At 45.5% G+C, this 14,017-nt stretch carries 10 protein-coding genes; 3 read left to right on the top strand and 7 right to left on the bottom strand.

The annotated features are described in order from the left end of the window. Positions 1–10: 10 nt before the first annotated feature. The 4 genes from ACRD6K_RS01635 to ACRD6K_RS01620 form a co-directional block, all read right to left on the bottom strand. Positions 11–1,069, bottom strand: a complete 1,059-nt coding sequence (locus ACRD6K_RS01635; RefSeq protein WP_299578190.1) for an efflux RND transporter periplasmic adaptor subunit — start codon at positions 1,067–1,069, stop codon at positions 11–13. Between the two features lie 26 nt (positions 1,070–1,095). Beyond that, on the bottom strand, positions 1,096–2,580 hold the full coding sequence (locus tag ACRD6K_RS01630; protein WP_430971797.1) for a TolC family protein: 1,485 nt from the start codon (positions 2,578–2,580) through the stop codon (positions 1,096–1,098). A 15-nt stretch (positions 2,581–2,595) separates the two neighbouring features. After that, positions 2,596–5,931, bottom strand: coding sequence for a golvesin C-terminal-like domain-containing protein (locus tag ACRD6K_RS01625; RefSeq protein WP_430971796.1), 3,336 nt, complete (start codon positions 5,929–5,931; stop codon positions 2,596–2,598). 93 nt (positions 5,932–6,024) lie between these two features. Then, positions 6,025–6,918: an ABC transporter ATP-binding protein gene (locus ACRD6K_RS01620; RefSeq protein ID WP_299578193.1), complete on the bottom strand. Its 894-nt coding sequence runs from the start codon at positions 6,916–6,918 to the stop codon at positions 6,025–6,027. Between the two features lie 487 nt (positions 6,919–7,405). Here ACRD6K_RS01620 and ACRD6K_RS01615 point away from each other — a divergent pair, with 487 nt between their 5' ends. Then, positions 7,406–8,347: a mechanosensitive ion channel family protein gene (locus ACRD6K_RS01615; protein WP_299578194.1), complete on the top strand. Its 942-nt coding sequence runs from the start codon at positions 7,406–7,408 to the stop codon at positions 8,345–8,347. A 171-nt stretch (positions 8,348–8,518) separates the two neighbouring features. Here ACRD6K_RS01615 and ACRD6K_RS01610 read toward each other — a convergent pair whose 3' ends face one another. Further along, positions 8,519–9,169, bottom strand: a complete 651-nt coding sequence (locus ACRD6K_RS01610) for a hypothetical protein (protein WP_430971795.1) — start codon at positions 9,167–9,169, stop codon at positions 8,519–8,521. A 137-nt stretch (positions 9,170–9,306) separates the two neighbouring features. Between ACRD6K_RS01610 and ACRD6K_RS01605 the strand changes: the two genes are divergently transcribed. Next, positions 9,307–10,941 carry a sensor histidine kinase gene (locus ACRD6K_RS01605; protein WP_430971794.1) on the top strand — a complete coding sequence of 545 codons (1,635 nt, stop codon included), beginning with the start codon at positions 9,307–9,309 and terminating at the stop codon, positions 10,939–10,941. 47 nt (positions 10,942–10,988) lie between these two features. Beyond that, positions 10,989–11,678, top strand: a complete 690-nt coding sequence (locus tag ACRD6K_RS01600; RefSeq protein ID WP_430971793.1) for a response regulator transcription factor — start codon at positions 10,989–10,991, stop codon at positions 11,676–11,678. Between the two features lie 24 nt (positions 11,679–11,702). Here ACRD6K_RS01600 and gldB read toward each other — a convergent pair whose 3' ends face one another. Together gldB and ACRD6K_RS01590 are read right to left on the bottom strand one after the other, a co-directional pair. Continuing rightward, complete coding sequence (gldB, locus tag ACRD6K_RS01595) at positions 11,703–12,710, bottom strand: gliding motility lipoprotein GldB (protein WP_430971792.1); 1,008 nt, start codon at positions 12,708–12,710, stop codon at positions 11,703–11,705. Between the two features lie 168 nt (positions 12,711–12,878). Further along, on the bottom strand, positions 12,879–13,703 hold the full coding sequence (locus tag ACRD6K_RS01590) for a hypothetical protein (protein WP_430971791.1): 825 nt from the start codon (positions 13,701–13,703) through the stop codon (positions 12,879–12,881). Positions 13,704–14,017 lie beyond the last annotated feature (314 nt).

Below are 14,017 nucleotides of genomic sequence, written 5' to 3'. Positions count from 1 at the left end.
GATATCCTTTCTATTTGATGATTTTTACTTTCGAACGGGCACGCAAGGTCTCAAAGCCTTTCACCACCAATCGGTCGTTGGCTTTCAAGCCGGAAGTAATCTCTACCTTATCCTGATTTTCATAGCCCAGGGTCACCTGTTTTTGCTCAGCCGTTCCCTGCTCAACCACAAAAACCGACTTGCCACGCTGGTTCGAGATGATCACCTCTTTCGGAATGACGATGACACTGTCTTTCCGATCAAGCACAATCTCGGCCTGCACAAACATTCCCGGCCGCAGCTTCAACTCGTCATTATCGATGCTCAACTTTCCTGTGAAAGTGCGCGTTTCGGTGCTGATCGCCGGCGATAATTCCCGAACCATCCCATGCAAAGTATCTTCGGGCAAAGTGTAATTCATCACGCGTACATCCTGGTTCGGCTCCACCTGGTTGATGTATTTCTCCGGCAGGTTCACTTCCAGCTGCAACTTCTCATAGCTCATCAGGCTGACCACTTCGGTGCCGCTGGTTACTTTTGTTCCCTGAGTGAAATAAGGCAATTGGGTAATCACCCCGCCAAACGGTGCACGCACATTCATCTTTTCCATCTGAATTTTAGCCAGTTCATAGCTGTCACGTGCATTAACAGCCGACACCTCAGCGTTGCTCAGCTCACTTTGTGTTACCCCCCCCTTATCGAAAAGCGATTTTTGCTTGGTATAGTTTTGTTCTGAGATTTTCAGGTTAAGCTCTTTGGACTGCATCCCAAGGTTATTGACATACTCTTCATCCTCCAACTTCACAATCACCTGTCCCTGATTGACCCGGTCGCCCAGCATAAACGGTTTGCCGGTCTTCGGATTGGTCGCCAGGGTATAGCGGCCGGCCATCTCCGTTGTCAGCGTAGCCTCTTTGGTCGCCACCACGGTACCTGTCGTATTAATGGTTTGCTCAATAAAGCCAGGTCTCAACTCCTCAACCGAAACCGGGATGGCAATTTCAGTTTCCGAATCAGCACTTTGGTTGTTGCACGCAGTCAAGCCCAGTAGTGCGGATAAAATTACGGTAGTATACAAATTGATCTTCATGGGATTGCGTTTTATAAGGATGGTTTTTAGTTATTACTTTTTTGAATTAGTTCTTCGGGAACAATGCCTCGTCCCTGCTCAAAGTCGTACAGGGTTTGAATCTTCAGGTTGAGCAGTTCTATTTTATAATCGATTAAAGACTGCGCGTAAGCCATTTTCTTTTCCGAAAGCTGGGTTTGAAACAGGTTCAGGTCCATGCTGGTCAGGTCGCCATTGGCATAGCGCTCCAGGTTGATCTCGTAGGTCAGCTGAGCATTCCGCTCGTTTTGCTCGGCGATGGTAATTTGGTTTTTGAGGTTCTGCAACGAACGATACACCTGACGAATATCCATGATGATTTGAATTTTCTGCTGTTCAAAACTCAATTCCTGGGTTTTAATCACTGCTTCCTGGGCTCTCATTCGGGATTTTTTCTCGCCCCAGTCAAACAAGGGCACATTGAACGAAAGCGAAACCCGCGGGTTGTTCGTTGGATTCTGATAGATGTTGGACAACTTGGGATCATCGCCAATGATTCCGACCGACAGGTTCATCTCCCCTTGAAACTCATTCAAGGCGTTGGTGCGAATCAGATCAAATTGCGAAGTTTCAATGTCAATCTCCCGTTGACGCAACTCCATGCGTGAGCCCAATCCATAATCAATGGCATTTTTCAAATCGACCGCAACAGGCGTGGCATCCACATTAGCCATCACGGCAATCTCCTCAAAAATATCCATGCCAATGTACTGCTTGAACTGGTCTTTATAATTTTCCAGACTCACCTGCTGGTTTTGCACGTTCGACTTGGCGGTGGCATAGTTCAATTCAGCCTGATACAGCTCCTCGCGGGCAGCCAGTCCGGCCTCTACCTTGTTTTTTGTGATCTCGTAACTTTTTTCGGTATTGGCCAATTCGTCCTTCGAAATATTCAGGCTCATTTGAGCCATGTACACATTGTAGAAGTACTGTGTCACCAACTTCTCCAAATTAAGCAGCTGCATGGCATAGCTCAGGTTCGAGTTTTCCAAATCCAGTTGTAGTTCCCTCAGCTGCAGTCGAAGCCGGTTGTAGGTGAACAGCGGCTGAGCCAAGCTGATGTATAAATTATTGGTAAACGACCGATCTTCCACATTATTAATATCACTGTTGCTCTTTTGCCAGCCAAAGCGGTTAACCAGCGAAACCGTTCCGTCGGTCAGCAAAATAGGCTGCGACACGGTAAAGGTTCCCGACGAACCAAACGACTCATTGGTATACCAGGAAGAATAATAATCATCAAACGAGCGGGTACGGCTGTATTCCACCGGGTTCAGGCTGAGCGAAAACTGCGATTTCAATGCCGCTTTCTGAGCATTGAGCGACTCCTGCGAACGCTCCAGATTCAGCAAGGATCGCCGGATATCGGGGCTGTTTTGCGAGGCTATTTCCATCGCTTTCTCCAGACTTAGCAGCTGTTGGGCCCAAAGTGCGCTTACCGGAAACAAGACCAGCAAAATCAGGAACCTAAGTTTAACGAAAGTAGATTTCATACGTATTTCTTCTTTTTATTGTTTAATCAGTTTAACGGCATCGGCCACTACCATGCGGGCAGTTGACTGGTTGGTCAGCTCAATTTTGGCCGTATCCGGAGAAAAATAGTAACCACCCAAATGGTTCCATCCCTCCTCGGCTGTTTTCAAGTCAACCACGACTTCTTCATCCCCATCATCATGGTGTACAATAAAGTGGTATTCGCCATCATTACCGCCACGACGCCCACGTCGGTTATCTTTATACACATAGGCATACACCTGGTAGTAGCCCACTTCGGAGAGGGGCACATTCCAGGTAGCCACCTTATCGCCTTCGCCCGCCCGCAGGTAGTAAGCCGAGCGAATGTAGGCGCCATAAAAACTGGAATGGGTTGTCAGCGTCCAGGTTCGTGGAGCCCGCCAACTGGAGAACCCGGCGTATTTACCGGTCGATTTTTCTTCTTTAATCAGCAATTTGCGCAGCAGGCTGGTCTCGGCCTCTCCCCTTACTTCAAAGCCCAGATCTTCATTGTCCAAAATAATTTCATTGTCTTCGGCAATACGAACCGGCTGATCCACAATGCGCTCTCCTTCATAAGGAATCGCCTTTTTATCTTCTTCTATATTATCCAAGGGCAAGCGAATTTCAGACGGGATATTTTTAGAGGTCAGGGTATTGACATTGGCTCCGCGAGGAGTGCCATTAAGCAAATAGCTCACCTCCTTGGTTTGGTTTCCTTCCAGGTGAATCAGCTTACTAATGGTTTCCGGGGAACCACCCATCCCGCCAAAACGACCACCAGGCCCTCCTCCCAAACGAAAGTCAACCGACACAATTCCTTCCACATCTTCGGTGTTGCTTATCTTGAATTTGACCATGGTTTTGAGTTGATCGCCATCCAGCACATTCACCGCATCCACCGGACCAACCAAAAAGGCCGGCAAGCGAGTACTGCTGAACCAATCTTCCATATAAGGAATCAGATCAATCCCAAATTCTGCCCAAATGGCCTCGTTAAAATCTTCGATGCTTGATGCGGTAAATTTCACTTCCCGAAGGTAATCATACAGAAAATCTTCAAACGCCTCATCTTCGGCCTTGGTCTTGATGATGGAGAACAGGGCTTTTCCTTTTTGCTGAATGACATTATCAATGATTTGCTTTTCATCCGGATCATCCAGAATTTCTTCAAAGCTGCGTGATAAAAGAGCCAGGTTGGCTTGCTCATCTTCCGACATGCCTTGCAGGTCGCGCATCCACCCCATCCGCATGTCTCCGGTCGATTGCTTTTTGTAGGCTTCAAACACCCGATCGGCTACCGGCCAGCGCTCGGAGCGAATGTAATAGGCATAGTTGTAAAACAGGGGGAATGCATAAAACGCATTTTGTGTCTCCTCAATCTCCAACTCGCCCTGCGACCGGTTAAAATCAGGCCTGCCCTGCTCGCGGGTAAAGGTTGCCAGGAAGTTTTGAAACACCTGGACTTTCTTCTCTGCGGTGGTCAGGTTTTCATCGTTTCGCCCCCCATAGCGACGGCGCTGATTCAGGCGGCCGTTAAAATCAGCTTCACCCACTAACAAGCCTTTCTCAGGAAATAAAATCATTTCGGGTTGAATTTGCTCACGCGCTCCACTTAAAATGCGTTCATACGAATAGAACTGCACTGGAACTTCTACCAAATCAAGCCGCTCAAACGGATAATACAGATCAACATCCCGTTCAAAATCCTGAATCACTTCGGTAATAACTCCCGGAATAGTATCCTTTATTTCTTCGAAAAACCCGGAAAAATAATCATGTCCTTTCCGGTAATAAATGTTGAAATCCAATCCGTCAATTTCTTTGCTCATCCGCTCATACGACCCAATGGCCAGCGAAATTTGCGACTGCGCATGCGAGTTGGTAAACACAAACCGCCCTTCAGTTTCCTCTACCAGGCCCTGCGAAATTGCGGTTAGCCCCGGACGCGAACTGACTTCGAGCCGGTACGTACTAAACTGTCGCGACAGCCATTGCTTATTTTTCACTCCAAAGCCAGCACCTGGAATTGGGTACCAGTTATTTTCGCGGGTCAGCAGCACATAATCCGGAGTAATAAAAGCATGTCGTTTATCAATCTGATACATGAAATTGCGATAGGCTTCTTCCCGGGTTTCATCATCAATATCCAGGAAGCAAGCGGCCTCATTAATCTTTCCGGCGTATGAGAATGTGATTTCCAACTGTTGTCCCGGCCGCACGCTCAGCCCAGTTAGTTCAATCAGGCCAAGCTTACGTTCAAAGGCCTGAGCTTGTCCGTCCACCGTAAGCTGTTCCAATTTCAGAGCAGGATTCAAACTAAACAAAACCGTAGAAATCGGTTCATTCCGGGTATTTTGAGCCTTCAACCTGGCTTCACACATAATCTGTTCGCCCCGATGCTCTAACTGAATATCGTAATTTGCAATGGTCAGTTGGGGTGTTCCCAGGTATTCATCGTTCAACCGAATCATTTCTGCCCGCAGCTCCTGATCCTTCAAAAAAGAACCGACATGCAAACTTCCCAGGTAAATGCCCCCCGCCAAACAAAGGGTTCCGAAAACCAGCGAAAACAGACGCATGGTTTCTGAATGCGGCAACCGACGTAAAAGCAGGATGGTATAAAAAATAAAAGCAATGCCGAAAACCAGGTACATTCCCCGGTGAACAAGAATGGTGGATAAGTTGCCAAAGCCGACAAAATCGGAAAAAGTCAAAGGAATATTAAAAGCCATGTAATCGAACAGGTAATAATACTTATCCTGAAGATAAAACAGCGAAATCGCAACATAGCCCAGCAGGACGACAAAAGTAACTGCCTGGTTGCGAATAAGCGACATAACCAAAAAGGAAAGCCCCATGATAAACACCAAGGTGGGCACACTGATTACCAAGAAATAGTAGAGGTAAGCCAACCAGTTGACACTGGTGTTTTGCGTAATCAAGTTAAATATGAGGGCAATTGTAAGGATGATCAGGTTCAGCACAATAAAAACAACCAGGTTACCCAGCGTTTTGCCAATCACATATTCACCGTTGGTCATCGGACGCATATAGATCACCTCGGTGGTATCCAGCTTCTTATCCCGTTTCAGAAAGTCGGAAGCCAGGAAAATGGCGATCACCGCCTGCACCACATTCAAAAACAACAGGTTGACATACGGAATGATTGAAGGAAGCCCTTTCATGGCCCACTCTCCGGCACCTCCATTCGACTCAATCAATACGCCAAAATTGAATAAAGAGAGGAAGATCATCGCCAGAATCGCGAAAATCCGGAAAAACCAGCTGCGCAACAAAGTCGTTGTTTCGTAACGGGCAATTGAGCGAATATTGTGTATCGAAATCATAAAAGTCAGTTATCAGTTGTTCAGCCCTTCCGGCCTATCTAATATTTTCTGTACCAAATTGTCCGGGAGTCCCTCCTCCCAATATCTGAATCCTTAAACGGCCGTCCATTGGTTTAAGCGACTTTCCATAAAATAAACGTAGGCATGTTCCAGGTTCGGATCAATGTTGTGCCCCGAATACCCGTTGATCTGATCGGCCACCACCTGTATTTCCCATCCTTCGCTGGTTGGCACATTGGATATTACCGGATACTTTTCATTGATTTCCTGGTATTCTGTCTCGCTGGCGTGAATAAGCCAGACCTTATCCCGGGCTTTATCCACCAAGTCATCGGGCGAACCACTGTAAGCCAACTCTCCAAAATTCAGTAAGGCCATGTTTTTACACGTGCTGGAAATATCGCCCACAATGTGGGTCGAAAGAATAATAATAACATCGTTGGTGGAGATGGTCGATAACAAGTTTCGAAAACGAATGCGCTCTTCTGGGTCCAGCCCCGTGGTGGGTTCGTCCACAATGATAATCTTCGGATCGTTGATTAAGGCCTGAGCAATTCCCAGGCGGCGCTTCATCCCTCCCGACAACCGATTGGCTTGTCGGTCGCGCGCTTCAAACAAGCCCACTTCTTCCAGCATTTTGTCCACAGCACTGGCCCGCTCCCTGGCATTTTTCATGCCCGCCAGCCGCGCTGCATAGTCCAGAAATTCGTAGGTTTTCAATTGTGAAAAAAAGCGGAAATCCTGCGGCAGGTAACCCAGCATCTTTCGAATCTCTTTTCGGTTTTTCACCAGGTCATAACCATTGACAGTTACTTTGCCGGAACTTGGTTTCATCAAGGTCACTAAAATCCGCATCAGGCTTGATTTGCCTGCACCATTCGGCCCCAGCAGCCCAAACATCCCATTCTCAATTTCCAAATGAACATCGTTTAGGGCCCGGTTTCCGTTGGGATAAATTTTACTTAGTTGGTCAATCGTAATTTTCACTGCGTCAGTTTCGTTTAGTTTGTAGACTCTTTCTTTCAGCAAACGTTTAATGCTTATCGAAAGAATTCACCCCTTGTTTCAATAAAAATCCGGCTCCTAAATTTGGTAAACATTGGCTCATTTCCATTTTTATTAGACCAAACAGGTTTGCGTACCGACCAAATTACAAAAGAACAGGGTAAACAACCTCATGTAAAGACCTGCTGTGAAACGAGTTCTACAAGATTCACAATTATTCTACATCAACACCCAAAGAGAAGCAAGCATCAAACCTCATGTAAAACACTACGGAACAAGGCATTGGCATCAACTAAACAAAACTGGCACGATTTTCCGGAATAGTTAACAAGGTCAATTTTAAATTCAGCTGGGCTTAAGCCTTATCTGTGAATTGTTCCATTGACGCTGGAATTGACACCAAAGCACTAGCCGCTTGAGTCAATTCCTTCTAATAACTTGAATTACTAATCATCACACTCCGCAAAAAATGAACACATTATTCACTGCCGACTTTTGGGGTACTCTTCTAACCCGATTATCCCACTGGATTTTTACCGAATTGCCATCAATCGTTATTCTGATTGTACTCTTACTGGTCACGTTGCGGGTCAGCTTTTTCATGATTCAGAAAATCCGGAATCTTTTGGCCAAACGCACGGTTCATCAATCCGAAGAACCCAACCTGGAAGTAGAAAAGCGCCTGAATACCTTGATGGGGATCGTCCGCAAAATCGTGGCAGTTATGATTTGGTCCATTTTCATTATGATTTTTTTGAAGAAAATCAACATAGACATTGCACCTATTTTGGCCGGTGCTGGTATTGTGGGGCTGGCTGTGGGCTTCGGAGCTCAGGAATTGGTTCGCGACTTTATCAGCGGATTCTTCATTCTACTTGAAAACCAGATCCGCACCGGCGATGTGGCCATCATTAATGGCACCGGAGGGCTCGTCGAAAAAATTGAACTTCGAACCATCACGCTGCGTGACTTGTCAGGCGTGGTTCACATTTTTCAAAATGGTAAAATCAACACGGTTTCGAACATGACCAAAGAATGGTCGGCCATGGTTTTTGACATCGGCGTGGCCTACAAGGAAGATTTGGATCAGGTGATGAAAATCATGCAGGAGGTGGCTGAAAAAATGAGGCAGGACAACCAGTATAAAAACCTTATTCTGGAACCCATGGAGATTTTCGGGCTTGATAGTTTTGGCGACAGCGCCTTAGTGATTAAAGGGCGGCTAAAAACCAAGCCCAGCCATCAATGGACCGTTGGCCGCGAATACCGCAAGCGCCTGAAAGCAGCCTTCGATCAGCAACGGATTGAAATTCCGTTTCCACACCGCACCATTTACTGGGGCGAAGAAATTGACCCGCTCAAATTGGTCATGGACAAGGAGCAAACCGGCAAAACCTGGCCGGAGCAATAAACGATTTTTTGCGGTTGGCTGGGTTTAGTGTCCGAAAACACTAAGCCATTCTTGGTCAACCGACTTAGTCTGCGTGAAGATTGAGTAAAGCTGGCTGCCAATGTGTGCAGCCAGCTTTTTCATTGTTTAATTGATCTGTTTTCTGAAAAGAGCGGGAGCAAAATTTTCAAATCACTGGTTATCTTCCAAAATAATTTCTTCCTCAACGTCCATTTCTTTGGAATGCTCAACAGGCTTTTGACGGATAATCTCAATTTTTTCACGACCTCCACGCAAGTCCTTCTTCTTGTATGAGATGACTCCCGGGTTGTCTAAGCGAATCACCATCTTATCATCCTGTTGTGCGCTGTGCCAACGAATGGCCATGGGAGGATGCGGCGGCTTGGGAACATGCACAACATGTGGAGCCGTATGAATCATCATTTCACGTTTCATAGGTCCGTTACCACGTTTGATTCTCACCACTTTTCGAACGGAATCGACCGCTGCAAACCACTCCGATGGTAAGTCGTCTTCTTTCGAAAAAACAAAAACCTCCTGGTTTTCACCGTCATCCGTCACCTCTATATTAAAGCGCTTCAGCTTTCTTTTCAGGATGGAATCAAGCTCTTCGGTAAAGCCAAATTCTTCCATCAACTCAAGCTCTGAGGCATCGCCCAGTAAAACGGTGTCCATAACTGTTTTCTCGCCGTTTTCTATTTTAACCAACTTGAGGTGCTTTTTCTTGCCGGGTTTCGAATCGGGTTGTGCGGTCACCAGAAGAGCAGCCAGCAGAAAAAGTAAAAACAAGCCAATTCTTCTTAGTTGTAATTTTGTTTTCATAACATGAATTTTAATTGAAGTTTGCACCATCAAAGGTAGGACAGCCCCCACCCAACTCTCCGTTAAAGCCTGGTTAAACTCTGTTAAGGAAAAGTTAAAGTCAAAAACACGCCAAATGAATTGGTTATCTTTGAACTATGAACAAACGGTTTTTTACATTACTAATGGTGCTGATGGGCACGTCAATTCTGGGAATTATTGCCATTCAGCTTATTTGGATAAACCAAGCCATGCAAGTACGCAATGAGCTGTTCGATCGCAGCGTAAACCAGGCCTTGACTAATACGGCGCACCGGATGGAAACCCAGCACGATGTTCAGCTGATTACCGGAATTCCGCGTCCGGGGCAATTCCACTGGCAAACAAAGCAAATGCCAACACCACCCATTCCGCCTCGTCCCGTGAAAATTATCCGGAATTCAAAATCGCCGCAAAGCAGCAGCCGCATCAAGCTGGACCTTTCCGTCAACGACAGCAATGTGCATATTATAGAACTAAATCAAGACAGTACGTTTAACCTTAAGAACACGCACTCCTTTATTTCCAAAGCCGATACCATTTACACCACCACCACCGCTTTGGTGAAATCAACCATTGTCAAGCTCGATTCGATTGAAACCATTGTAGATACACTCAGCTATTTCAATCCACAACTCAAGCAGCGACTACAAGACAAATCAAAAAATCTGAAAAACATCGGGAACCGGGTTATCCGCGAAATTATCGCTTTTGAAGATGCTCCCATTTCCATTGATCAGGTCAATTCGATTCTGAAAGAAGAGCTTCAAAACCAAAACATTAACCTCAGCTACGATGCTGCCATTCTGGAACAAGACACGATCACCAGCATGACGGCACAGGCCGACAGCCTTGCCCTAAGCCATACGCCATACCAAACCAACTTATTTCCTCAAGCTATCTTCGACCGCAATACCCAACTGGCCCTCTTTTTCCCTACACAAAACCGCTACATTTACCGCTCGGTTTCGTGGCTACTGGCAGCTTCTTTCATCTTTTCACTATTTATTCTGACAACCTTTGGATTGACGATCTTTTTTATGCTGAAACAAAAGAAGATTTCGGAGATGAAGTCGGACTTCATCAATAACATGACCCACGAATTTAAAACGCCCATTGCCACCATTTCAGTGGCTGCCGACTCCATCAAAAATGAAAAAGTGATTCGTCAACCTGACAAAATCAACTACTTTATTGACATGATAAAGAAGGAGAACTTCCGTATGAACCGGCAGGTAGAAGACATCTTAACCATTGCCCGGCTGGATAAAAAAGAGTTTGATTTCAAATGGGAACCCATTAACCTGCATCATCTGATTGAAGATGCAATTGAAAGCATTATATTACAAGTAGAAAAACGCGGAGGTAAAATTGAGACCGAACTGCAGGCGGTCAATCCAACCGTGACAACCGACCGGACTCATTGTGCCAATATTATCTACAACCTGCTAGATAATGCCAACAAATACTCAGAGGATAGTCCCCAAATAAAACTTGAAACCCACAACAACTCCAAAGGGGTAATCATTCGGGTTTCAGATAAAGGCATTGGTATGAGTAAATCGGTTCAAGGCCGGATATTTGAACGCTTTTACCGACAGACCAGTGGAAATATTCACAACGTAAAAGGTTTTGGACTCGGACTGAGCTATGTTAAAGCCATCGTAGAAGCCAATCAAGGAACGATTTCGGTCCACAGCGAACTGGGCAAGGGTAGCCAGTTTGAGGTATTTTTACCCTTCATGAGAGGATAAACTGACAATTGATAACATTGAATTCGGAACTTAAAACTAAGAAAACAATGAATGAAAAGCGACACCTGTTTTTAGTGGAGGATGATTTGAGTTTCGGTGCGGTATTGAAATCCTACCTTGAACTGAATGACTTTGAAGTGAGCTGGGTGGATGATGGCAAGCTGGCCATCGATCGCTTCCGAAACTCCAGCTACGACCTCTGTTTGCTGGATGTGATGCTCCCCAACCTGGATGGCTTTACCATTGGTACCGAAGTCCGTAAAATTGATCCGCACATTCCCTTCATTTTTCTTACGGCCAAAAACCTGAAGGAAGATGTGCTTCGAGGTTATTCGATTGGTGCCGACGATTACATAACCAAACCTTTTGACACCGAAGTGTTGCTTTGCAAGATTAAAGCCATATTAAACCGGAACAAGCAACACCCCAAGTCTCGCCCCACTCAATACCAGCTGGGAAACTCGGTTTTTGATGTTTCGTTGCGAACCATTTCACGCGAAAATATGGAGCAAAAACTTTCCCCCAAAGAGGCTGACCTGTTGGAGCTACTCTGCCAAAACAAAAATGAACTTTTGCTTCGCGAAACAGCCTTGCTTAAGATATGGGGAGATGATGGTTATTTTACCGCCCGAAGCATGGACGTTTACATTACCAAACTTCGGAAATACCTAGCCAACGATTCATCGGTTGAGATTGCCAACATTCACGGGCGAGGCTTCCTGCTTAAAACAGACTGATCTCTGACAACAAGCCCCCAAAGCCTATTCCGGTTGATAGCCCGACTGATTTAAGATGCTGAGATAATCCTGTTGCTCCATCAACTGCTGCAGGCTCACTTCCGGATTCTTCTTCATATAAGACCGTACAATCTGCCAGCCCAGCCAGGCTCCTACCCTGCCGGGGGATTCGGTGGTAAAACTGGAGGTATAAGGGCCATCATCCACATACCTTTTGATATCCATGCGCTTGGTCGAAAACAACAAATTCTGCTCAGCCATGTAACTCCACATAGCCGCCTCGCTTTCCTCACAAAAAGCAAGCTGTGCATCGGTATAACCAACAATCAGACTATCGGGCAAATCCGGCATCATGGCCTCCACAAAGTACAGCAGGCTTCCTTGATACACCATGTTTTCAATTACTTTGCTGGCCCTGTTGCTGATTGGAAACTCGGTAGCTCCCCAAAAATGCATAGCATCCGACACAATCTTTTGCGGGTGCATGTTTTGTATTTTATAGTTCGCAATTCCCAGGCTCGGATAATACGGAGAATCGGCCCCTAGGTACTTGTCCAAACTAATCCCGATCAGCGAATCGGCCAACACCACCGACTGGTTCAATCCACTGATGCAGGTATAAATGGTTGGAACCACTTTTTGAGGGAAATAATAATGATAGTGCTTAAAGGCCTGCGTAAAATCGTGCGCCAGAGCCTCTTTATCAATCAACTGATCGGCTTGCCTTTTAAGGCTTACAATCATCGTATCCGCCACAAAGGATTTTAGCTGGGAAAGGAAACCTTCGTCTTCTGGTCCTCCAATCCCAATCATGTGGTAGTTGAATAATTCGAAAAAGCGCCCATACTCCTGCTCCAGTTCGGCAATTCGTTCTTTGGTCAGCGCCTCATCTGCAAAAAGCGCATCGTCATAAAACTTCACTGTCTGTACTGTCTCGACATCCGAAACATCAACACGCAAAGGATTTCGTTGGCACGAACCAATAACAAAAGCCATACCCACCAAAAACAAAGCCCATTTTATCCTCGTCATTTCAGCTTTCATGTTTAAATCATTCGTTCTGTTTAACTTCAAAACAAACCCCGACAAATCACGGTCGGGGTCAAAATTACAACTCGTTAAACTACAAAATATTTTCTGATGAACGAGCGAAATCCTTGAAAGGCTTGAATTCTCGCTAAGAAAAGCCTCAATCAATGGTTATTCTTTCCAAACCGAATCAAGCACTTCCCACAATTCAGCACGCACGTGACTTCGCGATTCATTTGTCTCCTGCATCAACATGTCGATATCTTTACCGGCATGGGCATTCTCAAAGGCTCCATATACATCGGCTGCCCCCAGTTTCGAAAAGTCAGCAAAGTAATCAACAGTTACATAATCAAAAGGCAAGCTTTCCCCAAATGGGTAAACCGACTGCCACAAGGACCAGCCACTACGGGTATCGGCATTAATCAACTCCTGGTGCACGGGGCGCCATACGTTCATTTCATTGTTCACATAGGCACCTCCATGTCCAGGCTTAACTTTCATGCTGTTGACCTGAATGTATTTAAAATTGCCAGGGCCACCTTCAGGATAAACAGCGCCAACCCGACGAATCAGAACTTGCCGGACAAGCTGCCGGCTATCCATCGTTTCTTCAAACAACTCATCCAGATCCGCATCAGGATGCACCTTTTCCATGTCCACCGAAAAGGTATGCTCCAATTTAGCCGGATCATCAAATAGCGCAACGGTAACAAAGTTATACTCATCATCAGCGCCCGTGTAATGAATCCGGTACAACACCCATCCAATGATCTCCCCTTGGTTAATGCGCTCCTGGTGGATGGGCTTCCACACCTTCTGCTCAAGGTCAACATACTTACCCTCATCGCCAGCTTCCACTTTCATGAAATCAACCACTGCAAAAAGCGAGGGTTCATCCTGAGCCTGGCTGGTAAAAAGCCCGGCTCCAAAAACAAATGCGATTGCCAAAGCCCAACGCATTATCTTCCGACTCATGTCATCTTTTGTACTCATTTTCATGTCATTTAAAGTTATTCAATCAATTCCCGAATAAGTTACCACTTATTTAGATTAAATAAAAATAAAACCCAGAGGGCAAGAACCTAATCACCAGTCGATTAACATACTAAAAAGCATCGGCAGTGACATAAAAAAATCGTTTAATTAATGTAAAAATCACCCAGCAGCAGGAAGTTTCATTAAATCGTCTAATTTTGGGTTAACAAATCCAAAAGTTCGGAAACAACTGATAAACCGATGAATTGTCTTTCTCAAAAGAAAATTCGAGATTTGCAGATACAAAAAAACAAGATCATCCGTTCAATTAT

It is taken from the genome of Sunxiuqinia rutila (assembly GCF_050589705.1).
Taxonomy (GTDB): domain Bacteria; phylum Bacteroidota; class Bacteroidia; order Bacteroidales; family Prolixibacteraceae; genus Sunxiuqinia; species Sunxiuqinia rutila.
The sequence above is the reverse complement of the archived record's forward strand: the minus strand, read 5'-3'. Positions and strand labels throughout refer to the sequence as shown.

Excerpts from the sequence above, each read along its gene's own strand:
- ACRD6K_RS01610 (WP_430971795.1), bottom strand. The coding sequence starts at position 9,169 with ATGAAAACAAAATTACAACTAAGAAGAATTGGCTTGTTTTTACTTTTT.
- ACRD6K_RS01605 (WP_430971794.1), top strand. The coding sequence starts at position 9,307 with ATGAACAAACGGTTTTTTACATTACTAATGGTGCTGATGGGCACGTCA.
- ACRD6K_RS01635 (WP_299578190.1), bottom strand. The coding sequence starts at position 1,069 with ATGAAGATCAATTTGTATACTACCGTAATTTTATCCGCACTACTGGGC.
- ACRD6K_RS01600 (WP_430971793.1), top strand. The coding sequence starts at position 10,989 with ATGAATGAAAAGCGACACCTGTTTTTAGTGGAGGATGATTTGAGTTTC.
- ACRD6K_RS01630 (WP_430971797.1), bottom strand. The coding sequence starts at position 2,580 with ATGAAATCTACTTTCGTTAAACTTAGGTTCCTGATTTTGCTGGTCTTG.
- ACRD6K_RS01590 (WP_430971791.1), bottom strand. The coding sequence starts at position 13,703 with ATGAGTACAAAAGATGACATGAGTCGGAAGATAATGCGTTGGGCTTTG.
- gldB (WP_430971792.1), bottom strand. The coding sequence starts at position 12,710 with ATGACGAGGATAAAATGGGCTTTGTTTTTGGTGGGTATGGCTTTTGTT.
- ACRD6K_RS01625 (WP_430971796.1), bottom strand. The coding sequence starts at position 5,931 with ATGATTTCGATACACAATATTCGCTCAATTGCCCGTTACGAAACAACG.
- ACRD6K_RS01615 (WP_299578194.1), top strand. The coding sequence starts at position 7,406 with ATGAACACATTATTCACTGCCGACTTTTGGGGTACTCTTCTAACCCGA.